The sequence below is a fragment of the Chachezhania antarctica genome, from assembly GCF_003646465.1.
GTDB classification, from domain to species: Bacteria; Pseudomonadota; Alphaproteobacteria; order Rhodobacterales; family Rhodobacteraceae; genus Chachezhania; species Chachezhania antarctica.
This window is the reverse complement of the sequence record NZ_QZEX01000006.1, coordinates 100535-125057: the sequence shown is the minus strand read 5'-3', so window position 1 is coordinate 125057 and position 24523 is coordinate 100535. Positions and strand designations below refer to the sequence as shown.

19 protein-coding genes and 1 tRNA gene are annotated in these 24523 nt (G+C 64.4%); 14 read left to right on the top strand and 6 right to left on the bottom strand.

Going from position 1 to position 24523, the window contains the following annotated elements:
* Window positions 1-23 precede the first annotated feature (23 nt).
* Window positions 24-884, top strand: a complete 861-nt coding sequence (locus D4754_RS13295; RefSeq protein ID WP_121064335.1) for a TauD/TfdA dioxygenase family protein — start codon at window positions 24-26, stop codon at window positions 882-884.
* A 190-nt stretch (window positions 885-1074) separates the two neighbouring features.
* Here D4754_RS13295 and D4754_RS13290 read toward each other — a convergent pair.
* Window positions 1075-1158: transfer RNA gene (locus D4754_RS13290), tRNA-Leu, on the bottom strand.
* 79 nt (window positions 1159-1237) lie between these two features.
* The gene (locus D4754_RS13285; RefSeq protein ID WP_121064333.1) at window positions 1238-2938 is read right to left on the bottom strand and encodes an NAD(P)H-hydrate dehydratase; all 1701 of its coding nucleotides are present in this window, start codon (window positions 2936-2938) and stop codon (window positions 1238-1240) included.
* Window positions 2939-3114: 176 nt separating this feature from the next.
* Here D4754_RS13285 and D4754_RS13280 point away from each other — a divergent pair, with 176 nt between their 5' ends.
* The 6 genes from D4754_RS13280 to D4754_RS13255 all read left to right on the top strand — a co-directional run bounded on the left by D4754_RS13280 (window position 3115) and on the right by D4754_RS13255 (window position 8683).
* Complete coding sequence (locus D4754_RS13280; protein ID WP_121064331.1) at window positions 3115-3453, top strand: P-II family nitrogen regulator; 339 nt, start codon at window positions 3115-3117, stop codon at window positions 3451-3453.
* 43 nt (window positions 3454-3496) lie between these two features.
* Entirely contained in the window at window positions 3497-4912 is a 1416-nt protein-coding gene (glnA, locus tag D4754_RS13275) for a type I glutamate--ammonia ligase (protein WP_121064329.1), read from the top strand.
* Window positions 4913-5096: 184 nt separating this feature from the next.
* Window positions 5097-5987 carry an endonuclease/exonuclease/phosphatase family protein gene (locus D4754_RS13270; RefSeq protein ID WP_240453882.1) on the top strand — a complete coding sequence of 297 codons (891 nt, stop codon included), beginning with the start codon at window positions 5097-5099 and terminating at the stop codon, window positions 5985-5987.
* 512 nt (window positions 5988-6499) lie between these two features.
* A complete protein-coding gene (locus tag D4754_RS13265) occupies window positions 6500-7348 on the top strand; it encodes a lytic murein transglycosylase (RefSeq protein ID WP_121064788.1) in 849 nt (282 codons plus the stop codon).
* Between the two features lie 89 nt (window positions 7349-7437).
* On the top strand, window positions 7438-7677 hold the full coding sequence (locus tag D4754_RS24565; RefSeq protein ID WP_121064325.1) for a di-heme oxidoredictase family protein: 240 nt from the start codon (window positions 7438-7440) through the stop codon (window positions 7675-7677).
* 31 nt (window positions 7678-7708) lie between these two features.
* A complete protein-coding gene (locus D4754_RS13255; protein ID WP_163025901.1) occupies window positions 7709-8683 on the top strand; it encodes a glucokinase in 975 nt (324 codons plus the stop codon).
* Window positions 8684-8686: 3 nt separating this feature from the next.
* Here the strand turns inward: D4754_RS13255 and D4754_RS13250 are convergent, their stop codons facing one another.
* Entirely contained in the window at window positions 8687-9850 is a 1164-nt protein-coding gene (locus tag D4754_RS13250; protein ID WP_121064321.1) for a THUMP domain-containing class I SAM-dependent RNA methyltransferase, read from the bottom strand.
* A 41-nt stretch (window positions 9851-9891) separates the two neighbouring features.
* Window positions 9892-11280 (bottom strand): amidase family protein, encoded by a 1389-nt coding sequence (locus tag D4754_RS13245; RefSeq protein ID WP_121064319.1) that lies wholly within the window; start codon window positions 11278-11280, stop codon window positions 9892-9894.
* 165 nt (window positions 11281-11445) lie between these two features.
* Here D4754_RS13245 and D4754_RS13240 point away from each other — a divergent pair, with 165 nt between their 5' ends.
* The 7 genes from D4754_RS13240 to D4754_RS13210 all read left to right on the top strand — a co-directional run bounded on the left by D4754_RS13240 (window position 11446) and on the right by D4754_RS13210 (window position 21125).
* Complete coding sequence (locus D4754_RS13240; protein ID WP_121064316.1) at window positions 11446-12708, top strand: PAS domain-containing protein; 1263 nt, start codon at window positions 11446-11448, stop codon at window positions 12706-12708.
* Between the two features lie 108 nt (window positions 12709-12816).
* Window positions 12817-13404: a PDC sensor domain-containing protein gene (locus D4754_RS13235; RefSeq protein ID WP_121064314.1), complete on the top strand. Its 588-nt coding sequence runs from the start codon at window positions 12817-12819 to the stop codon at window positions 13402-13404.
* Between the two features lie 83 nt (window positions 13405-13487).
* Window positions 13488-15281, top strand: coding sequence for a methyl-accepting chemotaxis protein (locus D4754_RS13230; RefSeq protein WP_163025900.1), 1794 nt, complete (start codon window positions 13488-13490; stop codon window positions 15279-15281).
* A gap of 202 nt (window positions 15282-15483) precedes the next feature.
* Window positions 15484-16038 carry a chemotaxis protein CheD gene (locus D4754_RS13225; RefSeq protein WP_121064310.1) on the top strand — a complete coding sequence of 185 codons (555 nt, stop codon included), beginning with the start codon at window positions 15484-15486 and terminating at the stop codon, window positions 16036-16038.
* Window positions 16039-16534: 496 nt separating this feature from the next.
* Entirely contained in the window at window positions 16535-19315 is a 2781-nt protein-coding gene (locus tag D4754_RS13220) for a xanthine dehydrogenase family protein molybdopterin-binding subunit (protein WP_205589631.1), read from the top strand.
* 1 nt (window position 19316) lies between these two features.
* A complete protein-coding gene (locus tag D4754_RS13215; RefSeq protein ID WP_121064306.1) occupies window positions 19317-19844 on the top strand; it encodes a (2Fe-2S)-binding protein in 528 nt (175 codons plus the stop codon).
* 3 nt (window positions 19845-19847) lie between these two features.
* Window positions 19848-21125, top strand: coding sequence for a c-type cytochrome (locus tag D4754_RS13210; protein ID WP_121064304.1), 1278 nt, complete (start codon window positions 19848-19850; stop codon window positions 21123-21125).
* Window positions 21126-21258: 133 nt separating this feature from the next.
* Here the strand turns inward: D4754_RS13210 and tig are convergent, their stop codons facing one another.
* Both tig and D4754_RS13200 read right to left on the bottom strand, forming a co-directional pair.
* On the bottom strand, window positions 21259-22593 hold the full coding sequence (gene tig / locus D4754_RS13205; protein WP_121064302.1) for a trigger factor: 1335 nt from the start codon (window positions 22591-22593) through the stop codon (window positions 21259-21261).
* Between the two features lie 174 nt (window positions 22594-22767).
* Window positions 22768-23895 (bottom strand): porin, encoded by a 1128-nt coding sequence (locus D4754_RS13200; protein WP_121064300.1) that lies wholly within the window; start codon window positions 23893-23895, stop codon window positions 22768-22770.
* Window positions 23896-24523: the final 628 nt, after the last annotated feature.

The following is a 24523-nucleotide window of genomic DNA, read 5'->3' as shown; positions in this document are numbered from 1 at the left end:
GCGACAATCCAAGGAGCGAGACCATGCAGGAAGACCCAATCACAGGCACCATCGGGGCCGAGATCTCGGGCATCGACCTGAAGGGCCCGATTTCCGACGACCTCGCCGCAACCCTGCGCGATGCGCTCTCCCGTCGGTTGGTTCTGGTCTTTCGCGGCCAGCACCTGGACATCGCGGCGCAGAAACGGCTGACGGGCGTCTTCGGCACGCCCGTGCAGCTGCCCTACATCGTGCCGACCGATGACGATCCGCAGGTGGTCCGCGTCCTGAAGGAGGCCGACGATCACTCCGGCACCTTCGGCGGCGACTGGCATTCCGACATGAGCTTCGTCGCCGAACCGCCCGCCGGATCGGTTCTGAACGCGCTGGAACTGCCGCCATATGGAGGCGACACGCTCTTCGCCAACCAGGTCCTGGCGTGGGACCACCTGTCCCCCGGCCTGCGCGAGCTGCTGGACGGACGCGACGCGATCCACGTCGGAAAGCCCTACGGCGTGAAATGGGCGCCGCCCGCGGAGACGCAGAGCAAGGGCGCCATCAAGATGACCCGGCTGGATCCGGAAGCCGATCGCGAGCGGTTTCACCCGGCCGTGCTGACGGATCCGGCCACGGGCCGCCGGTCGCTTTACCTGAACCCGATCTACGTCACCCGCCTGGACGGCATGACCGAGGCCGAAAGCCGACCGCTTATCGATGCGCTGCGCACCCACGCCACCCGGCCCGAGTTTTGCATGCGCCTGCGGTGGACCCCCGGCACCGTGGTCGTCTGGGACAATTTCGCGACGCTGCATTACGCGGTGAACGATTATGCCGGCCACCGCCGCGAGCTTTTGCGCACGACCTTCGCCGGCCGCCCCATCGCCGACTGGCGCGCCGCGGCCTGATTGATCTCGCGGTCGGGCGCATCGGCCGCATCGCAACGGGGCTCTGCCCCCGCCGCCCTGCGGGCGCCGCTGCGCCCGGGGCAGATCACAGCGATGCCGGGATGAAATCTTTGCGTCTCAACGGCCTCTCACCGAAAGGACGTTCTGGCCACACGAGCGCCAGCCGGTGATTTTCTGAAACTACACATAGTGGTGCGGGTGAAGGGACTCGAACCCCCACGCCAAAGGCGCCAGAACCTAAATCTGGTGCGTCTACCAATTCCGCCACACCCGCACGCGCCCGACGCGGCACGGCCGCTCGGTGCCGAGCGAAATAGCAAAGCTGTACAGCGGATGCGAGTGGAAAAGCCCGCTCAATGCTTCAGAGCGGCCAGAACGCCGGGCAGCATCTCGGGCAGATCCTCGGCGATCAGCCCGGGACCGAAGCGACGCGCGCATTCGACATGCAGCCAGGCCCCGGTCTCCGCGGCCTGCATCGGGTCGAAGCCCCGCGCCAGGAGGCCGGTGATGAGGCCCGCCAGAACGTCGCCCGCCCCGGCCGTCGCCAGCCACGGCGCCGCCCGGTCGTAGACGGCGGCGTGAACAGACACCTTCCCGTCCGGCGCCGCGATCACGGTATCCGGCCCCTTGAAGAGAACCACGCACCCGGCCCGCGCCGCGGCGTCTCGCGCGGCATCCACCTTGGAATAGGCCGGCCCGGTTGCGGCCGGGGCCGCGAGCTTCTCGTGGATGTCGGGAAAGAGCCGCGCGAACTCCCCGCCATGGGGCGTCAGCACACAGCGCGGATTCAACGCTTCGAACAACTCCGGCGCCCCGGCCACGAGCGTCAGCGCATCCGCATCCAGCACGACACTGCGTCCCGCGTGGTCCCCACGCAGCGCAATGCGCACCAGATCTGCCTCCCGCGCGCCCGTCCCAAGCCCCGGGCCAAGACACAGCGCATTGATCCGCCGGTCCTCCAGGTTCCTGGCCAGCCCGTCGGCATCCCGCACCGGCATCTGCATCACGGCCGTCACCTGCGCTGCCACCTCCTGCATCGCCGCAGGCGGCACGCCCAGCGTCACCAGCCCGGCCCCCACCCGCAGCGCCCCACGCGCCGCCAGCCGCGCCGCACCGGTGCGCCCGGGGCCGCCCGACAGGACCAGTGCATGACCATGCGAGAACTTGTGATTTCCCCGGGACTTCCCCAGTCGCGCGGCTTGCGGAGCCTCGATCCCCCGGCAAGGCGCAACGCCGCCATGCTTCGGGACATCGCCGACATCCAGACCGGCCAGCGCCTCACGCAACCCGATATCCACGATCCGCAACGCGCCGCAGCTGTTCGGCCCTTCGTCCAGGTAATGCCCCGGCTTGGCCGTGTGAAACGTGACCGTCAGATCCGCGCGCACCGTTTCATGTTCCCGCGGCGGATTCTCCGGCAACAGGAGCCGGCCCGAATCCGCATCGAGCCCGCTTGGAATGTCGATGGCCACCACCGTGGCTGCCCGCTGACCGGGCCCGCCGCGTGCGCTTCCCCGGGGCGGCAGCGACATCTGCGTTGCCAATCCGAACGCCCTCACCTGCATGACGGGGCGTGACAGTCCGGTCCCGAAAAGCGCGTCGATAATCAGTGACCTCTCGCCAATTTCCGCGGCGTCCTTCCGGAATTCCGCGTCAACATAGGGTCGTACGGCTCCCACGCCGATCCAGCGCTCGTAGGTGCTGCGTGCATCGGGCGGCAGCTTCTCCGCATCGCCGAAGAGATAGACATCCACCGACCACCCCTTCTCCCGCAACAGCCGCGCCACCACGAATCCATCGCCGCCATTGTTGCCCGGCCCGCAGAGGACAAGCGCGCGCCGCCCCTTCTCTTCTTTCTCCAAATACTCCGGGGAGCGCGAGGGGCTGGCCCCTCCATCCGCCGCTGCCGCGTCCAACTCCGGCCACTCGGCGAAGATCGCGTCGACCACGCCCTGCCCGGCCCGCTCCATCAGCTCCAGCCCGGTCACTGTGCCCCCGTCGATGGCGGCACGCTCCAGCGCCCGCATCTCTGCGGCGGTCAACAGTTCGGCCATGGGTCCCTCCAATTCCTTATCGATTCAGAATCGCACAACAAATGATCACGTCGCACAAAACTTGAACTGCCTCGGGAAATCCACTTCGGCGCTTGCCCATGCGCCGCCTTCTGCGATTGTGGCCCTCCGGGAGACATGGTCTCACCCCTTCAAAAGCCCGGTTCAAGGAGCGTCGGATGAAGAAGATCGAAGCCATCATCAAGCCGTTCAAGCTGGATGAAGTAAAGGAGGCCCTGCAAGAGGTAGGAGTGCAAGGTCTCAGCGTTCTCGAAGTCAAGGGCTTCGGTCGTCAGAAAGGTCACACCGAACTCTATCGCGGCGCCGAGTACGTCGTCGATTTCCTGCCCAAGGTGAAGATCGAGGTCGTTCTGGACGACGACATGGTCGACAGTGCCATCGAGGCGATCGTCGAAGCCGCCAAGACCGACAAGATCGGCGACGGCAAGATCTTCGTGACAACGGTCGAACAGGCCATCCGCATCCGCACCGGCGAATCCGGTTCGGACGCGCTCTGAAGAACCAATTCTGCCCACAACGAAACAAAGGGGACCTGGGTATATGAGCACCAAAGACGTGATCGCCATGATCAACGATGAAACGGACGGCAAGGTCGAATATGTCGACCTGCGTTTCACCGATCCGCGCGGCAAGCTGCAACACGTGACCATCATCGCGGACGAAGTCGACGAAGACTTCCTCGAAGAAGGCTTCATGTTCGATGGCTCCTCGATCGCCGGCTGGAAGTCGATCGAAGCGTCCGACATGAAACTGATGATGGACACCGAAAGCGCCTATATCGATCCGTTCTACGCCGAAAAGACGCTGTGCCTGCACTGCTCGATCGTCGAGCCGGACACCGGCGAAGGCTATGATCGCGACCCGCGGTCCGTGGCTGAAAAGGCCGAAGCGTACCTCGTGTCCTCGGGCATTGGCGACGTGTCCTATTTCGGGCCGGAAGCCGAATTCTTCATCTTCGACGACGTCCGCTATTCGAACACGATCAACAAGGTCTCCTACGAGGTCGACGCGATCGACGCGTCCTGGAACACCGACACCGAATACGAGATGGGCAACATGGGCCATCGTCCGGGTGTCAAGGGCGGCTATTTCCCGGTCAACCCGATCGACTCGGCGCAGGACATGCGGTCGGAAATGCTGACCACGATGAAGAACCTCGGCATGAAGGTCGACAAGCACCACCACGAAGTGGCGTCCTGTCAGCACGAGCTGGGTCTCATCTTCGGCACGCTGACCAAGCAGGCCGACGAGCTGCAGAAGTACAAGTACATCATTCACAACGTGGCCCATTCCTACGGCAAGTCGGCCACGTTCATGCCCAAGCCCATCGCGGGCGACAACGGCACCGGCATGCACTGCAACATGTCGATCTGGAAGGACGGCAAGCCGCTCTTCGCGGGCGACAAGTATGCAGACCTGTCGGACGAGGCGCTGTGGTTCATCGGCGGCATCCTGAAGCACGCCAAGACGCTCAACGCCTTCACCAACCCGTCGACCAATTCGTACAAGCGCCTGATCCCCGGCTTCGAGGCCCCGGTCCTGCGCGCGTACTCGGCACGCAACCGGTCGGGCTGCATCCGGATCCCATGGACGGAAAGCCCGAAGGCCAAGCGCGTCGAAGCCCGCTTCCCCGATCCGTCGGCGAACCCGTACCTGTGCTTTGCCGCCCTGCTGATGGCCGGTCTTGACGGGATCACCAACAAGATCGATCCGGGCGAGGCGATGGACAAGAACCTCTATGACCTGCCCGCGGAAGAGCTGGCCGGCATCCCGACCGTCTGCGGTTCGCTCCGCGAAGCGATCGAATGCCTGGAAGCCGATCACGACTTCCTGCTGCAGGGCGACGTGTTCACCAAGGACCAGATCGCAGGCTACATCGAGCTCAAGATGGAAGAGATCCAGACCTACGAGCACACGCCGCACCCGGTCGAGTACGGCATGTACTACAGTTGCTGATCGGGCCTATCCGGCCGATCGCAGCAGCAGGGGGCGCCCGTTTCGGGCGCCCCTTTTCTTTTTCGATTTCCAATTTCTTACGGCTGCTGACGCCTGAATGAACACCGATGGGCGAGAGAGAAATCGACACGGGTCGAAAGGAAAGCCGACAGCCTCGGCCCCTTCACCGCCAAAGCGGCCGGTCATGCGACGAGCAGCGAACAGCTGGATCGAGCCCGACTTGCTTCTTTTCTTCGTTGTAGCGAATGTCCGCTCCAAGAACAGGGAGCAAGCAATGGAAATCATGTGTCTGAATGGCTGGGGCGGAAAACTCCATGAGGCACTGCTGCCATACCTTGCGCGGACGGCTCCCGGTATTTTGTGTTTGCAGGAGGTAATCCACAGCCCTGCATCTAAAAAAGACTGGCTGACCTATCGTGATGGCGATCACATTCTGCCGCAACGCGCCAATCTGTTTCGCGATGTCAGCGCTGCGCTGCCGGATCATGTCGCGATTTTTTGTCCGGCTGCGCAAGGAGTGCTTTGGGACGACGATACCCCAAACCCTTCGCAATGGGGTCTTGCAACCTTCGTGCATCGCTCTCTTCCGATCATCGGACAGGTGCAGGGCTTTGTGCACAAGGATTACTCCCCGGTCGGCTATGGCGATCATCCGCGCTCGCGCAGTGCCCACGGTGTGCGGGTCTGGGACTATGCGGCCGACCGCGCCGTCAGCGTCACGCACATGCACGGACTGCGCGATCTGAATGGAAAGATGGATACGCCAGAGCGGGCGAAGCAAGCGCGCAGACTGCTCGACATGTCGCGTAGTCTGGCGGAGCCGAATGATCTGAGGGTTATCTGCGGCGACTTCAACGTCGAGCCGGACAGCGAAACGCTTTCGATCCTCAGCAGTGCCGGATTGACCGAACTGGTGACGGGGCGCGGCTTCGACAGCACACGCAACTCGCAATACAAGAAACCGGGTCGCTTTGCCGACTACATGCTAATCAACAAAGAAAATGCAGTGGGTGGGTTCCATGTGATCCACGATCCTGAAGTTTCAGATCACTGCCCGCTGGTTCTGGAAATCTAGCTCGCTTCGATAGCGGACACTCAAGCTGACGGTTCGAACCGCAACTCCGTCCCGCCCACCAGACCTTGACAGCCCGGCGGCTGAATGTCGGCTTTGGCTCACTGCCCTCCTTGTTCGCTGCTCGTCCATGATCGGGTCTGACGATCAAGGTTTTGCTTTTCCTGTCTCCCTGGGTCCGGCTGTGCACGTTCCGTCGCGGTTCCGTTCAACCGTCTCCACCTCTGCGGCGCGGCACGCGCCGCATCGCGCTCAAGGGCGGCGGCGGATCGCGGAACGCGATCCGGCGGGGTGGGCGGGAGGACCGTCCGCGGGCGCGATTCGTCCTCATCGGCGCACCGTGCACCCGGCCGGGTCAAAGCTGGAACGGCCAGATAGCCCCCCACGCAGGGGCGCATTCACTACATTTGACAGGAAACTTCCCCGAAGCGGCGCCGGAACTGGCGGTGCTGCCGTTCTGAGTGTAGTCTGTCGACAGGTTCCGCAGTTTGACCAAAGGCGCCCAGACCATGTCGATGCATTCCTCTCGCCCTCTCGCCGAACCCCCGACCCGGCTGTCAGGTCCCCGGCGATGGCTCGCCTCTGCCCTGGTGGGCCTTGGTCTTCTGGCGCCCGTGACCGCGCTCGCGCAAAGCTGCGGCAATACCGGTGCAGGGTTCGACGCCTGGAAAGCCCAGTTCGCCCAGGAGGCCCAGCGCAACGGCGTGGGCGCCCGCGGCCTTCAGGCGCTGGCCGCGACCAGCTATTCCTCTTCCACCATCTCGGCCGACCGCAACCAGAAGAGCTTCAAATACTCCCTGCCCAAGTTCATGCAGGTCCGCGGCGCCCCGACGATCATCGCCCAGGGCAAACAGCGGAAGGCCCAAAGCCAGAGCTTTTACGACGCGCTCGAACGCATCTACGGGGTGCCGGCGGGCGTGATCATCTCGATCCACGGCATGGAAACCGGCTTCGGCCGCTTCACCGGCGACACGCCCGTCGTTTCGGCCATCGTCACGCTGACCTACGATTGCCGCCGGTCGGACTTCTTCAAGCCCCACGCCATCGCCGCGCTGAAGATGGTCGACCTGGGCATGATCACGCCCAACAGCCGCGGCGCCAAGCATGGCGAGTTGGGCCACACCCAGTTCCTGCCGGGCAATGCGCTGGCCTACGGGGTCGATGCGGATGGCAACGGCCGGGTCGATCTGAACAATCAGTCCGACGCGCTGGCCTCGACGGCCAATTTCCTGCGCCAGAAGGGTTGGCGCCCGGGTCAGGGTTACCAGCCCGGTCAGCCCAACTTCGCCGTCATCGGCCAATGGAACGCGGCAACCGTCTACCAGCAGGCCATCGCCCAGATCGCCAGCCAGATCGACGGCTGACCGGCACGCGCGGCGCCGCCCCCGGGCTTCCTCGAGGATGATCGGGCCGGGCCTGCTGAAGGCGATGCCCGCCGCCGATATCCTTGCAGATGCCGGGCCGCTTCGGCCTGAAGCCCGGCGATACCGCCAACGCCACGCCCCTCTCCCCCGCAGGCTATGGCGACTGCATCGCACGGCCGACACACGGGCGCGTGCATGACGGACGTGCCCGAAATTTGCTCGAAGCGATCCGTTGGCATGGCGAAGACGCGCAAGCCCGACCCGATGCCGTGATCGCAATGCCACAAGCCGACCATGCGGCCTTGCTGCGCTTCCTTGAAAGCCTGTAGACCTTCGGCACATCTCAGGGATCGACAGCACATGACAGCCCAGGGCAACGCCTATCTTCTTGCCGATATCGGCGGCACCAATTCCCGGCTTGCGCTCTGGCCCGGATCCGGCCGGCCGATCGAGGTGAAATCCTTCCGCAACGACGATTACGACAGCGGCTATGCCGTGCTCGACGCCTATCTTGGGGCGCTGGGTCGTCCCGATATCGAAGGCTGCGCATTGGCCATGGCGGGACCGGCCGAGATTGACAGCATCCGGCTGACCAACCGCGACTGGCATTTCGACCGCGCGGGCGTCATGGCCACCCTGCAGGATGGCTTTGACGGTCCGATGGCGTTCCTGAACGATCTGATGGCGCTTGGCTACGCCACCTACGCGATGCATCCCGACCAGACCCGCCCGCTGCACGCAGGATCGGGGTTTGCCAGGAACGGGCAAAGCTTCGTGCTGGCCTGCGGAACCGGCATCAACGGCAGCCAGGCGGTGCACCTGAACCGGCGTGTCGTGGTAGCCAGCGAATGCGATATCGGCCCCACGGCCGTACCCAGCCCCGTCCTGGGCCGGATCGTCGAGGCGACCGAAGGCCGGTTTGATACGAACGTCACGGTGGAGGAGATCCTGAGCGGCCGCGGCGTGGCGCATCTCTACAGCCTTGTCACCGGCGCGCCGGCGGATCTGACCTCGCCCCAGATCATGGCCCGCGCGGTGCCCCCGGGCACCGAGACCTCCGATCCCGCCGCCCGTACCGTGGCCCTGCTGGCCGAGCTGACGGCCTGGCTGATCCACCAGCTTAACTTCTATTACCGCCCCGCCGACGGGTTCTATCTTGGCGGCTCGGTCTTCCGGGCGCTGGTGGAATCGCTTGCCGGCGAAGGCTTGATCCAGCAATATGAAACACTGGGCCACCGCCCGCTGACCCAGCACCCGCCCCTGTCGCTGATCACGGATGACCTTGCCCCGCTGTCGGGACTGGCGCTCCTTGCCTCGGAGATGGCGGAGGTCTGAGACCTATCGCAACGGATCGGTGCGGTAGAGTTTCACCTTCAGCCCGCCATGCGGGATCGGCGGCCCTTGCGGCACGAAGGACAGACCGCTGGCCTTGGCCAGCCCGCCGTCGCTGGTGACAATCCCCACGCGCCAGCCGCGGAAGCGGGTCTTCAGCACGTCGCCCAGCGAACCATAAAGCCCGAACAGCAGCTTCCGGTTCCCGATCCGCGCACCGTAGGGCGGGTTGACGATGACGATCCCCGGCGGTCCTTCGGGCCGGACGATCTCGCTGACCGAGGCCTGCCGGAACGACGTCACCGCCTCCACCCCCGATCGCGCGGCGTTGGCGGTGGCATTGGCGATGGCGCCGGCATCCCGGTCCGACCCGTAGAAGCGCAGACCCTCGGGCACGGCGCGCAGGGTACAGGCGGCCTTCACAACCTCCCACGCCGCCGGATCGAACCCGGCCAGCTGTTCGAAGGCGAAGCTGCGCGACCGGCCTGGGGCCAGCCCCATCGCGATCTCGGCCGCCTCGATCACGAAGGTGCCGGAGCCGCACATCGGGTCCAGCACGGGCTGCGTTCCATCGAACCCGCATTGCGCTAGGAACAGCGCCGCCAGCGTCTCCCGCATCGGCGCCTTGCCCACGGCGGGCTTGTGGCCGCGGCGGTGGAGAAGCTCCCCGGAACTGTCGACGCTGATCGTGCACAGATCATCCTCGATCCGCACGAAGACACGGATCTGCGCGACCGTCGGCGCGTCGTCCTCGCCCCCGGCCTTGCCCTTGGTTCCTTCGGTGACCGTCGCCCCCACCGTCTCGCGGATCGCCGTGGCCACCCGCTGGGCGGCGGCGCCCGCGTGATAGATCTTCGAGGCGCGGCAACTGGCATCCACCCGGACGGGCGCTTCGGGCGTCAGCACGCTGGCCCAGTCCACCTTGCGCGACCGCTTGTCCAGCTGCGCAGGATGCATCGCCCGGAATTCGGCCACCCGCACCAACACGCGCGAGGCGCCGCGCAGCACAAGGTTGGCACGCCAGATTTCGGGCCAGGTGCCCCGCGTCTCCACCCCGCCGGGCACGGCCCTGGGCGTGTCGAAGCCTTCGGCAAGCGCCTCCGCGCGAAGGGTTTCTTCCATGCCCGGCACAGTGGCCAGGAAGATCTCGAATTCGGGTCCGTTCTGCATCCCGCCGCTTTATCCCAGCCCCGCGTCCAGCGCGAGGGGGATCAGGGCGTGCAGATCGCAGGGACCGGACCGCGCGCCTCGATATCGGTGCCGGCGGCGATCAGGATATCCTCGCGGAACCGTTGTGCCACCAGTTGCACCCCGACAGGGGCAGAGCCTGCAAACCCCGTCGACACCGCCAGCCCCGGCAGCCCCAGAGCCGGGATCGCGCGTTGCAAAAGCTGGGCTTCGAACACCTCGTCGAACGCATCCTCCGACGCGACATCCATCTGCTGCGGAAACGGCAACTGGCCTGAGCTTGGGCACAGGATCACCGGGTAGCGGTCCATGAACATCTGCCATTCCCGCAGGATCCCCATCCGCGCCTGCCCGGCTTTCATGAGGCGGTCGAAATCGACCGGCCCTGCATGGCGGTGCAACTGCTTTATGATGAAAAGCGCATCGGCGTCGCCTTCGCGTTCGAAGATCTCGCGGATCATGGATCCGTCGCCCGCCCACAGGATGCTGTTGATCTCGGCCGCCTCGCGCGCGGGCGGGCCTTCGACCTCGTCAACCTCCCACCCCGCATCGCGCAGCCGCGCGGCCGCGTCTTCCAGCGCGGCGGTCACCCCCGGCACCACCGGCATGCCCCCCGGCGCATGGGTCAGCGCCACGCGCTTGGGATAGTCCGGACCCGCAAGAGGCACAGGGTTATAGACCGGATCGCGCACATCGGGCGCGGCCATGGCGGCGAAAGACAGGGCGATGTCCTTCATCTCGCGCGCGATGGGGCCGTGGCACGCCATCATCTGCGCCCCGAAGAACCGATCCTGGGCCGAAAAGTTGTGCGCGGGCACTCGGCCAATCGTGGGCCGCAACCCGTGCAGCCCGCAGGCATAGGCCGGATAGCGGATCGATCCGGCAATATCCGTCCCGTGCCCCACCGCGCACTGCCCGGCGGCGACGGAGGCCGAGGCACCGCCCGACGATCCGCCCGGCGTCAGCGACGTGTCGCGCGGGTTCAGCGTCTGCCCGTGCAGGTCGTTCCGGGTGAACCACCGCAGCGAAAAGGCGGGCGTGTTCGTCCGCCCCACGATCACCGCCCCCGCCTTGCGGAGGTTCGACACGACGGGCGTGTCCTCGGTCGCGATCAGGTCTTTCTGCAGTTTCAGCCCGTTGGTCGTCGCATGGCCCACCTGGTCGGCCAGGCACTTGATCGTCACTGGCACCCCCGCCATCGGGCCCGGATCGCCGCCCTCGGCCCGGATTCGGTCCACCTTCTCGGCGTCCTCCAGCGACTCCTCCGGGAAAACATCGACAATTGAATTGATCGCCCCGTTGGTCGCGGTGATCCGGTCAAGGTGCGCGCGGGTCACGTCCACCGCCGTAACACCGCCATCCCGGACCATTTCGGCCAATTCTGCCGCCGAACGGCCAACAAGGTCACTCATCGTGGGTCTCCTGATGTCATCGTTTCGGTGCAGTTAGCCCGGCGCCGACGCGGCACGCAAGCGGCCGGGCCTTCACCGACCGTCAAGACTTCGGTGCTAGATCGAATGGGCCTGGTGCGTTCCGCGGCCCTTCGTGGCGGCGAATACGCGCGCATGCACCTGTGAATGCCATTCTGGAGGCTGGCGATGGAGGATTTCGATCCTGTGGACGTGGCTGAAGCTCAAGACGATGAAATGACGGCGCCGTTCCGTCCCGACCAGATCATTTATTCCCGGGCCGACGAGCGCGGCATCGTGATCTTCGGCAACACGACCTTCCGCGAAATATCCGGATACCGCTGGGAAGACCTCATCGGCGCACCACACAAGCTGATCCGGCATCCCGACATGCCCAAGGGCGTGTTCTGGCTGTTCTGGGACCGCCTGAAACAGGGCCTGCCCGTTGTCGCCTACGTCAAGAACCGCACCAAGGTCGGAAAGCACTACTGGGCGCTAGCGCTCGTCGCACCCTGCCCGGGGGGATACCTGTCGATCCGGATCCGCCCGCAAGACAGCTCCCGCGACCAGATGGCCGGCATCTATTCCGAACTGCGCGCGCGGGAAACCAAGGAAAACCTGAAGCCGGAAAGAAGCGCCGAGCTGTTCCTCGAGAAACTGAAGGAAATCGGGCACTCCGATTACGAAACCTTCATGCGCTGCACGCTCGACATGGAAATGAACGCGCGCGCCAGCGAGATCGGCAAGATGGAACGGACCCGGCAGGAGGCGCTGGATTCCATCCTGAAACTGGCCGAAGATTCAGACGGTTACGTCAACCGCATGTCGGAGGGTTTCCGCAACGTACGGGCCGAGCCGATCAACATGCGCATCCTGTCCAACCGGATGGAGGACGGGGGCGCGGCGATCAGCTCGATCTCCCAGAACTACGAGGTCATGGCCGCCGATATGGGCCAGGAACTGGCCGCTCTCAATGCCGATGACGGTCAAGCGTTCCGCCATATCCGCCAGACGGTGGCGGCCGGCCACTTCTCCCTCCAGGCGGCCGATCTCGCGGCCGAGGCGGCCCGGGAGCTCGTCTCGATGCGCGGTGAACTGACAGCGATCGGTGCCGATACCGACGGCGAACTGGCGATCATCGAACAGTTTGCCAATCACTCACGCAACCGCGCCAACGATTCCCTGAAGACGATCGGCGCACATGCCGAACGGCTTTCGGAAACCTGCCGCCGGCTTCGGCGGCGGATCAACGGGCTCGACGTCGTCAAGCTGATGTGCCGCGTGGAAAGCGGTCGCCGGAAGAACGCCGACGACGCCCTTGGCGGCATTATCGACCGGTTGGCGAAGTTCCACCTGGAAATCGACCGCAACCTGGCCAGCCTCGGCCGTTGCGCCGGCGGGATGACCCGCAATGTCCGGGCGTGCCGCTAGGCCCGCCCGGACCGTGCCAGCCTAGATGGTTTGTTAATTCACCTGTGTCACGTTCCCCGCAGATCGCGCCGTGCGGCTGTTCGCACATCAAGACATGAAGGATCACTCATGACCAACCTGAAATCGGCGGTGTCGGCCGCCGCCCTCGCCGTCTTTTCGGTCTCTCTCGCCGCTCCCGCCGTCGCCGAAGACTTCCAGGGCATCCTCGAAGAAATCGGACGCGGTACAATCCGTGAAATGTCCCAGGATCCCGTCGTTGTCGAAGCGATCCAGGATCAGAACATGGTCACCTACAACTATTCGCCCGACAAGATCGGCGCGCTGGACCGGCAGTGGGCCGCGCAGTCCGCCAGCAACGGACCAATGGTGCAGGAAATCCTCGGCAACGACCTGTCGCAGCACTTGACGCAGATCGTGTCCGATAACGGCGGCCTCTTCTCGGAAATCATCGTGACCGACCGTATCGGCCTGAACGTCGGGCAAAGCAACATCACCTCCGACTTCTGGCAGGGCGACGAACCGAAATGGGACGTCCCCTACAACACCGGCAACCTGAACGTCGATGAAATCGCATTCGACGATTCCTCGCAGTCCTACGTGGCCCACGTGGCCCACCCGGTCCGCAACGACATGGGAGAGATCATCGGCGTCCTCGTCGTCGGTGTGAACGTCGAAATCCTGGCGGATCTTCAGTAATCAAAATGGCGGAGCGTGACATGGAACAGAACGCAAAAGGCCGCGCATCGGGCCGGCTCCTCAAACGGAATTGGATTCCGAACATGGGACTTCGTTTCAAACTGGCATCGATTGTCGTCCTGGGCTTCATTCTGTCCTTCTGTGTCGTGCTTGCCGCCATTGCGACAAGCCAGACACGGCAGAACAACAATTTCTTCCTGGAAACATCGCAGGCGCTGACGGATCAGCTTTCGCAACAAATGGGCGCGTCGCTGAAGTTTCAGCGCGCAGAACGGCTGAACCAGATCTACCAATCGATGACCGAAAACGAAGACATCCGTCTTCAATCCATCATCGTGGTGGATGCGTCCGGCAACGTGGTGGACCAGTTCTCGGATGTCGAGGGAGAGAACCTCAACTGGCTCACCGAAGCCGCACAGAACAGTCTGAGCGAAAACGATTATGTCCATTTTTCTCAAGGCGGGGGCATGGTCGTCGCGGAACCTGTCCGGGTCGGCAAGGAAGGCGACACTGTTGGCGCCGTAGCAATCTTGTGGAACTTCGACAAGCCCCGCGCCATGGTCGTCCAGAATTCCATCACAGCGCTTCTGATGGCCAGTGTGGCAATGGTAGCCGGTCTTGTTGCGATCATGATCGCGATCAGCAAGATGGTCAGCAACCCCCTCATGCGTCTCACCCATGTGGTGGAACAGATCGCCGGTGGCGACTATGAATCCGACATACCGGACCGCGGTCGCCGCGACGAGATCGGAAGCATCTCCGGCCACCTTGGCGCCTTCCGCGACCGTCTTTCCCAGGAAGAACAGGCGCAGGCGGAACGCGAAGAAAGCGAAAAGCGCAAGTCGACGCTGTTTGACCACCTCAGCACCTGTATCGGCCAGGTTTCGGGCGGTGATCTGACACCCCGGGTCGATATCGGCTATGCGGACGGGCTGGATGAAAGCTACCGCAAGGTCTGCGACGATCTGAACGAACTGATCGAGAACTTCAGCGACGTCATGCTGACGGTCGTCGGCACAGCCGAAAGCGTCCGGGCCAGCGCGACCGAGATCAGCCAAGTCGCCGATGCCCAGTCCCAGCGCTCTGAATCTCAGGCCTCAACGCTCGAGGAATCTGCAGCCGCTCTGGACGAGCTGACGAACAGCGTGAAATCGGCAGCCGAACATGCGGCAGAGGCCGACAACGCGGTGGCCGAGAACCGCCGCCAGGCGGAAGCCAGCGGCGAGATCGTCCGGAACGCAATCGCCGCGATGAAGCAGATCGAGGAATCGTCGAGCCAGATCACCCAGATCATCGGTGTGATCGACGATATCGCGTTCCAGACCAACCTGCTTGCGCTGAACGCCGGCGTGGAAGCGGCCCGCGCCGGGGAATCGGGACGTGGCTTTGCGGTTGTCGCTTCGGAGGTCCGGGCCCTGGCCCAGCGGGCATCGGAATCGGCACGCGAAATCAAGGACCTGATTTCGAAGAGCGGACAGCAGGTGAACGAGGGCGGCATGCTGGTCAGCGAGACCGGTGACGCGCTGGCCGAGATCATCAATCGCATCCGCAAGGTCTCGGAACTGGTGTCCAACATCGCGGCCTCGATGCGCGAACAGTCCACCGGGCTGGAGGAGATCAACTCGGGCATCAACGAACTCGACAAGGTCACCCAGCAGAATGCTGCCGTGATCGAGGAAACCTCTGCCGCAAGCCAGGCCCTGTCGAAGGAAGCGGAACGCCTGAGCGGGACATTGGATCGCTTCCGGGTGGCGGGCCGGGACGGTGCCGTCAAGACGGAAGTGGCCACGCCGAAGGTCGCCGCGACGGGCACGTTCGGATCCTCCGCAACAAGCGCTGCCGCCGCGACCGACAATTCCGGATGGCAGGATTACTGAGGCCGGAACTCGCCTTGTACGAATGGTGTCGGGCCTTATTGGCCCGATGCCGACCCGACCCGTACTGAGCCCCTTGGCGACCGCGTGGTGACATGGGACCTGCACACGTCCCGCAGACCACGTGCGAGACAAACGACATCCAGCGCGACACGGCCCGACCTTCGCAACAGGGTCCCGCAAGCAAAATGAAGCGAACGCAGCGATGAACGCAGACGGCCTCAGAACTATCACGGTCATCCAGGGTGAGTTCAAACTCTCCAACGATCCGCAGGCCGTTCTGGTCACGATCCTCGGCTCGTGCGTTGCCACGTGCCTATGGGACGAAGGTGCAGGTGTCGGCGGCATGAACCATTTTCTGCTCCCCGGCGATCCCGATGACCGCAACGGCAATCTGCGCTACGGCGTGAACTCCATGGAGCTGCTGATCAACGCGATGTTGCAGAAGGGCGCGCGCCGGAGCGACCTTCGCGCCAAGGTCTTTGGCGGCGCAAAGATGACCAAGGGCAATAACGAGATCGGAAAGAACAACTGCGAATTCGCCTTCTGGTTCCTGGGAGAAGAAGGCATTCCCTGCGTGGCCCACTGCATTGGCGGCACCATGGGACGGAAGATAAGGTTCCGCCCCAGCACCGGACAGGTGCAGCGCATGTTCCTTCAGGAAGCGATCCCGTCGGAGCCGACACTTCAGCCGCGACCGAAGGCCGTCAAACCGCCGCCGCCGCCGCCGGGCGCAGGCGATATCACCCTGTTCGACTGAGCAGGCATGCGCGGCGAGGACTGATTGCAGGCCGCGCACAGTCATCCGACTGCGCGCGGTTTTCGCTTGGAGGACATCCTGCTCTCCCACAGCCACGTTTGAAATACCGCTGCCGTTCGGCTTTTCCGTTCCAGGTACGGCAGCGGATCGCGGACCTCACCCGTAGCGGACTCATCCGAGGGCCCGGTTTCAAAGCGTCATTGGATTACCGGGTCGGAGGCCCCTTTCCGAGGTCCGCCCGCAATAGCGGTCGTGCAACGGAGACACCCGCTGTCAGCCACGCCTTGCAATAGAAGCTTGGAACATTGGGCAAATTCGTGCAGCCTGAACAGGCATTGTCGGGAGAGGTCCGGGCAATGTCTTCGGTGAACGAGTGCTCGGTTCAAGTCGCCAAGGCAGTGCGGGGGTACCCATGGATAGTGAACGGCGCCAGGCGGCCGTGCCGGAAAACGGCGCGGGCTGCGATGCGCCCCGAAGGACGGGTTCGCATGCTGGCATGAACCGCAGGCAGGTCCTGAAGGCCTCGGTCGCCGGCGGGATCACGATAGCATTGTCCCCCCTGCCCGCACTCTCCGCGTTCACGGCAAGTCTCCAGCCCGAAGAAAAAGGCTGGCGCAAGGACGGCGACCGGAACGTCCGCTATCGCGTCGACGGATTCGCCAAAGTCACCGGCCGGAAGATCTATGCCCGCGACTACCGCGCCGCCGACATGGACAGCTGGCCCGACGAGACGTCGCACGCTGCAATCGTCTTCGCGCAGGAAGCGGCGAAGATCTACACCGGGCTCGACCTGTCCGCGTTGGGAGAGGATCTGGTGCCGGATATCGTCATCACCGCCAAGGATCTTCACGCCGCCGACATCGCCGCCACCGGTTTCTTTGCAACCGACCTGCTCTGTGCGGAAGGCCAGACCCCTGCCTACCTGGGACAGCCCACAGCCATCCTGATCTGGCACGATTTCGACCGCTTCACCTCTGCCCGACTCAGGATGCAGTCCGCGGGCAGCATCGCCAGCTTCGGCGCCACCGGCACGCCGGCCCAAAGCGGGCCATATGGCGCCAACCGGTTCACCCGGGTCGCCGGGAGCAATCCGGAGGGCCCCGATGTCTATTCGCCGGTCAAGGATGGCTGGGTGGGCCCGGCGCGCTACCAGAAGGGCGAGGCGCCAGTGTGGTCGCCCGCAAAGCCTGACGGACAGGGCCCGGGCCGGGCCACGGCCTATGGCGAGGCGATGCGCAAGGCGCTCGCCGATGGCACGGCCGGTCAGGTGTTCGGGATCACGTTCGAAACGCAATCCGTCGACCAGGTCTTCATGGAACCGGAAAGCGGGCTGGCCTGGTACGACGCGTCCAAGAAGACCCTGAACGCGGTGTTGGGGGTGCAGTCGCCCCAAGCGATCCTTGAAGGCATTGCCGGGATGGTCGCCAAGGCCGACACCGCCCACGAGGTCCGCCATATCGAAGGTCATTTCGGCTACCTTGGCGGCGGGTTCGGCGGCAAGGATCACACCATCGTGCCGCTCTACGTGGCGCTGGCCGCGCTCTTTGCCGGCGGCCGGCCGGTGCGCCTTGCGCTGAACCGGTTCGAGCAGTTCCAGTTCGGGTTGAAACGCCATGCCATCACGGCGGACATGCAGATCGGTGTCGAACCGCAAACCGGCATGTTCACGACCTTCACGGCCGATCTGGACTGCAACGGCGGCGGGCGGGCGAACTTCTCTGCCTCGGTTGCGGATGTGGCCGCCACCGGGGCGCCGTCGATCTACTATTTCCCGAAGTCCGATGTCACCACCGTCGCCAAGTCGTCCCGCGGTGTCTGTGCCGGGTCGATGCGCGGCTACGGCACGCTGCAGACCATGACGGCCACCGAATGCCTTGTCGACGACATCGCCCGCGGGCTGAAGATCGACCCGTTCGCGCTGCGCCGCAGGAACATGTTGCAGACCGGCGCGCTCAACATGACCGGCAACCCCGCATCGGGCATGATACGGACGAAGGAGGTGCTGGACCGGCTGGAACAGGCGTCCCTTTGGCAGAACCGCGACAGGGACAAGACCGTGTTCGAATGGGCCAATTCCGGCTATACCTACGCTGTCGGCATGGCCTGCGTGATGAAGGATTTCGGGACCGGCGCCGACGGGGTGCTGTCATCGGTCAGCCTGACGACGGATGGCGTGATCGAGATCACCGGCAACGTCATCGAGATGGGCACCGGCATCACCACCGCGCTGGCCGCGCGCGCGGCGCGGCGGCTGGGGCAGCTGGCCACGACCGTGCGCACGGATGAACCGGCCCACTGGGATCCGCTGCAGCTGGTGAGTTCGGGCAACCCCTGGGGGATCAGCCAGGCGGATCAGGACGAAGCCTCGAAGAACCCGCGCTGGGTTCCGCAGATCTCTTCGCCCGCCAGTGCCTCGATCGGGGCGCATGTGAACGCGGCCGCCGTGGATCAGGCGGCCGAAGTGATCCGGCGGTTCGGCCTGTGGCCCGCGGCGCAGGCGATCTGGTCCGAAGGACAGCTGGGCGGCCAGCAGGCGGGCGAATTCGTAACCTACGCAGATCTGCGCTGGAGCGATGGCGCGCTGACGGGGGCCGGGATGGAACCGATCCCCCTGCCGCGACTGGCCGCAAGGGCGCACGAGATGGGGCTGGTTACCGGCGCGATGCTCCATGCCTTCAACCGGTGGAGCTGGGCCACGGCGGAATTCGACATCGACGGCACCCGATGGCGCGGGCCGGTGGATGCACTGGCGGTGCAGAAGGGATCGGCCGACTGGCAGCTGCTCGACCGGACATCGGTCGCGTTTCCGTCTGCGGCGATGGAACGGGTGGGCGTGAATTACTATTCCGCCTGCGGGGCTGTGGTGGCGCTGGCCGTGGGCCGGAACGACGGCTCGGTCCAGGTGCTGGGCGTTCACCAGGTGCTGGAATGCGGATCGCAACTGGTTCCCGAGCTGGTTTCCGGCAACTCCGAAGGCGGGATCGCGATGGGGATCGGTTATGCCCTGCACGAGGATCTGCCGCTGTACGAGGACGGTCCCGGCAACGGCACATGGAACCTGAACCGCTACCACGTGCCCAAGGCTGCGGATGTGCCTGTCTGGAACATGACGCTGGAGGTGCTGGACCCTCTCAGCGAAACCGATCCGCCCAAGGGCATGGGAGAGGTCGTGATGATCCCCGTCGTGCCCGCGATCCTGAACGGCCTGCGCGAGGCGACGGGCCATCGGTTTACCAAGCTGCCGGTGACGCAGGACGACATCCGGAAGGCGCTGTGAGATGATCCCGACAACGACAATCAGCATGACCGTGAACGGCGCCCCCGTGGGCCCGCACGAGGTGCCCGACACCCTGCCGATGATCGACTACCTGAACGATCATCTTGGCCTGACCGGCACCAAGTTCGGCTGCGGGCTGGGGATCTGCCATGCCTGCGTCGTGATCGTGGAACGCGGCGACGGCACCCGGGACACCGAACGCACCTGCATCAACGGGGCCGCCAGTTTCGACGGCCTGAAAATCACCACCGTCGAAGGCCACGCCGACGGGGCCACCCTGTCAGACGTGCAGCAGGCCTTCGTCGACCATTTTGCCTTTCAGTGCGGCTATTGCACCCCCGGCTTCGTCAACGAAGCCACGCTCATGATCGAGACGCTGAAGCAGGCTCCGATCCCGAAAAACGAAATCGAAGCGACCATCGAAACAGCACTTGGCGAACATATTTGCCGATGCTCGGGATATGTTCGCTATTATGAAGCCATGCGCGCCCTGATCGAACAGGATCCGCGCCTTACCAAGGAGAGCTAATCGATGCTGAGACTCATAGGCGGGCTGATCTTTCTGGGCATCGTGGGCCTGATAGGCTTCGGCGCCTTCATCTTCATCTGGGGGGTTCCCAAGGCAGAAGAACGCGCCACGCTGACCGCGGCGTCAGATATCAAGGAAGGCGAATACTACGTCCAGCTGGGCGATTGCGTGTCGTGCCACACGGCCGAAGGCAAGGCGCCGGAACTGGCAGGCGGCTACCCGATGGCCACGCCCTTCGGCACGATCTATTCGCCCAACATCACCCCCGACAAGGAAACCGGCATCGGCAACATGACCTCGGCCGAGTTCTACCAGCTGATCGCCTACGGCGCGGATTCGGTCTGGGCGCCCCTGTACCCGGCGATGCCCTATACCTCGTTCCACAATGTCAGCCGCGACGACAGCGACAAGATCTTTGCCTACCTGCAAAGCCTGGATCCGGTGAAACGGCCCAAGACCCCGAACGAGATGGGCTTTCCCTTCAACATCCGACCCGCCATGTTCGGCTGGGATTTCATGTTCGCCGACCGCGCGCCGTTCCAGCCGACCGAAGGCAAGGATGACGCGTGGAACCGCGGCAAGTGGATCGTCGAAGGCCTCGGCCATTGCGGCGAATGCCACACCCCGCGGAACGCCCTAGGCGCGATGAAGACCGGCGAAGGCGACTTCCTGTCGGGCGGTATCCTGGGCGAACTGGAAGCCCCCGACATCCGCCCCGGACCGCTGAAGGAACGTGGCTGGACGCGGGAAGACCTCGTTATCTTCCTGCAGACCGGCGCCAGCCCGCAGGGGTCCGCCTTTGGCGAGATGTTCCTGGCCGTGAAGAACTCCTTCCGTCACATGACCCATGACGACCTGCAGGCCGTAGCCACCTTCCTGATGGACGAACCGGCGGATTCGCCGACCAAGGGCGAAAAGGCCGTGGCAGCCCTTGGCGATGCGGCGCATCCCAACAAGGAAGGTCAGGGCATCTTCCTGTCGCATTGCTCGATCTGTCATGGCGACAAGGGCGAAGGGATCAAGGGGGCCGTGCCGGCGCTGAAGGGCAACTCGACCCTTGGCCAGCCGGATGGCCGCAACCTGATCTCGGTCGTGACCCACGGGATCGAACCGCAGGAGGCCGGGCCGGACACAAACGATTACGGGCAGATGCCATCGTTCGGAAACCGTCTGACCGTCGCACAGATGACCGATCTGGCGAACTACGTCCGGGCGGACTTCGCACCGGATGGTGCCAACCTGCCGGAACTGACGCAGGATCAGGTCAAGGCGCTCCAGTAAGCGTCAGCCAATCGGGCGGCCGGGTTTCCCCCGCGCCGCCCTTTTTGCATCCGGGCGATCCGGCGAGACAAAAGAAAAACCCCGCCGGCAATGCCGACGGGGTTTCTTTTCGAACCGTTAATAGGCGGAAAGATTACTCTTCCGCGTCCATTTCCTCGACGGCGGCTTTCAGTTCGTCCTTCGTCACTTCACGCTCTTCCACCTTCGCCAGCTCGGCGATGTAGTCGACGACCTTGTCTTCGAAGATCGGCGCGCGCAGCTGCTGTTGCATCTGCGGGTTCTGCTGCACGAATTCGAAGAACTGGCGTTCCTGACCCGGGTAGTTGCGGGCCTGCGCCATGACGGCCTGGCTCATCTCGGCGTCGGTGACCGTGATCTCGGCCTTCTCGCCCAGGTGGGCCAGCAGCAGGCCCAGGCGCACGCGGCGTTCGGCCAGCGACTTGTGCTCGTCCGTGGGCGTGATCTCGGGGTGATCGTGGCCTTCGACGTCGGGGTTTTCCTCGTGCCACAGCTGGTGCGCGATCTGGTTCGCCTCGGCTTCCACCAGCGACGGCGGCAGTTCGAAGGAAACGGCATCGTCCAGCTTGTCGAGCACTTCGCGCTTCATCAGGCTGCGGGCGGCCGAGACGTATTCGCCTTCCAGCTGCTCGGCGATGCGGGCCTTCAGGCCTTCCAGGTCGTCGGCGCCGAATTTCTTGGCCAGCTCGTCGTCGATTTCCACCGGCGCGGGCGCTTTGACTTCCTTCACCGTGCAGGCAAAGACGGCGTCCTTGCCGGCGAGATGCTCGGCGCCGTATTCCTCGGGGAAGGACACGTTCACGTCGCGCTCTTCACCGGCCTTGGCACCGACCAGCTGCTCTTCAAAGCCGGGAATGAACGAATTCGAGCCCAGCACCAGCGGGTAATCTTCGGCCGAGCCGCCTTCGAATTCCTCACCGTCGACGCTGCCGACGAAGTCGATCACGATCTGGTCGCCGTCTTCCGCGGCCGCACCCTCTTCGCGGGGCGCGAAATCCTGCGTCGACGACGCAAGGCTTTCCAGCGCCTCGTTGATCGACTCGTCATCGGCCTTGGCGACCAAGCGGGTGAATTCCAGACCCGAGAGGTCGACTTCGGGGATCTCGGGCAGGGCTTCGTAGGACATCTCGACCTCGAGATCGTCGCCCTCTTTCCAGTCCTCGTTGGTCATCTTGACCTCGGGCTGGCCTGCGGGACGATCGCCGCTGTCTTCGAAATGCTTCGACATCGCGCCGTCGATGGTCTCCTGCATGACCTCGCCCATGATGCGCGGGCCGAACTGCTTTTTCAGCAGCGCCATCGGGACCTTGCCCTTGCGGAAGCCCTTCATCTCGATGTCGGGCTGGGCTTCGACCAGCTTTTCGTTGACCTTGTCGTCGATCTCGGCGGCCGTCACGGTGATGGCATAGCCGCGTTTCAGTCCGTCGTTGAGCGTCTCGGTGACCTGCATTCCGTAACTTCCTGGCGCATGTTCGGATGACCGCCGCGTTGGGCAACGGCCACGGATGGCAAAATGGCCCGATGGAACCTCCGCCGGGCCGCGCGAATTTGCTGCCTTCTAGTGATCCGGGCAGAGAGGTTCAAGGGCAGATGCACATGGCCTGAAACGCTGCACTGCGGCGCGTCAGAAGTTCCAGCGCCCGCCAAGCGTCCAGCTTTCGGCCTCGTAAAAGGCGGTCTGGATCTCCTGGTAGTCGTAGCGGCGGTAGCCGAAGTAGACCTGGAAATCCCCGTCATGGAAATATTGCGCCGCCCCGATGCCCCAGGACTGCGAGGTCGAGCCGGACACGTTGTAATCTTCGCCGTCGAAGTAATCGACGACGAACGAGGTCTGGCCGACCGACCAGAAATGCGCGTTGTAGCCAAGCGAGGCGTAATCGTAGCGCGGCCCGTCCGTCTGGCGTGAAGACGCCACGGCAAAGTTCACGCCGTTGCCGAATTCCACCGCGACGGAGGACAGCAGCCGCTTGCGGTCGGGCGTACCGGGACGCTGGCGCACCTCGTACCCCACCCCGCCGGTGATCTTCGTCTGGCCGAAGGTCTGCTTGTAGTGGATCTGGGCGTCGCTGAACTTGTCTTCCGATCCGGGCGTCAGGATGTCCTTGCCGGTGGCGATGCGGAACTGGAAGCCGCGGAAGAAGGGCGTGTCGTACCGGATCCGGCCGCGGCGGGTCGGATCCAGCCCGTTGAAGCTTTGACCCAGCGTCGCGGATCCCAGGGCCCCATTGGCCTGCCGCAGAAGATAACCGCCGTCTTCGTCCTGAAGCTCGTTCAGGATCGCCATCTGGACGCCTTCGAAATTGTACTCCGTCACGCCATCGGCCGCCATCGAGCCCTGCCCGGCATAGACCCTCCCCCAAGGGCCCTTCAACGACAGGTCGGCCCAGCGGATGCTGGTCCTTTGCCAGTCCAGTTTCTTGGGATCGTTGAATTGGTCGTATTCGCTTGTCGAGACGAGGCCGAGCCCGGTTTCAAGACGCACACCGAAGCTCAGCCCGTCGGAAAAGGGCAGATGGTAGCGCAGGCCGATCCGGCTGGGCGAGGCGTCGTTGTCGGCAAAGACGGTCCGCGACACCTGCCCGTCATCGGTCCTGACCCATGTCGGGCTGAAATGGCCGTAAAATTCGATCGAGCTGCCATCGCCCGTGTCATATGTCAGGTCGTTCTGTGCGCTGGCCGGGGCTGCGGCACCGATCACGATCAGGGCCGCGGCAGCACGGGGGAGGGAGTTGGCAAACAGGGAACTGGTCATGGGTCACCTTGCGGAAACATTGCATTGACTTGGCTTGGATACGACCAGTGAATGTCGAGAATGCGAAACGCACAAGCTTACCTAGCGGCAATTCCGGAAGAATTCTCATCGGGTGACATGGGAGTAACGGTGAAGCAACGGCCGGCCCCAGGGAGGGCGTCACCCGAAGACTAGTCGGTCCCGCAACCGCACGGGCCTGGCGTGGGGCACGGCCCGCAATCCGCCCCGCCGCTGGTCCAGTCCACACCGATCCGGGCCGATCCGCTGACCGTCACGCGCGACGACGGGTTGCCCGGGTACCAGGGCCCCGCGGTCTGGTTCGTGCCCGAAGACACGGCACTCGACCCACCTGACCCATCGCGCCGTCCCGTGCGCGACGCCGGTTCAATCCGCGGCGCGCTGCCGCCGCCGACATCCACCGGATGGCCGCCACTCGCACCCCTCTGGGGCCCCGGGTTGCCCGCGCAGGACGCCAGCAGCAGGAGCGCCGCAATCATGGTTGCAAAGGACTTCAACGGCATTCTCCCCCAAGTGCAGGCGTTCCCACGTGCGGTCGGCGTGCGGCCAATATGCGCTGGACCTCAGGGCAATGTCGATCACAGGGACATCGCGGCCTGCTTCCCTGCAG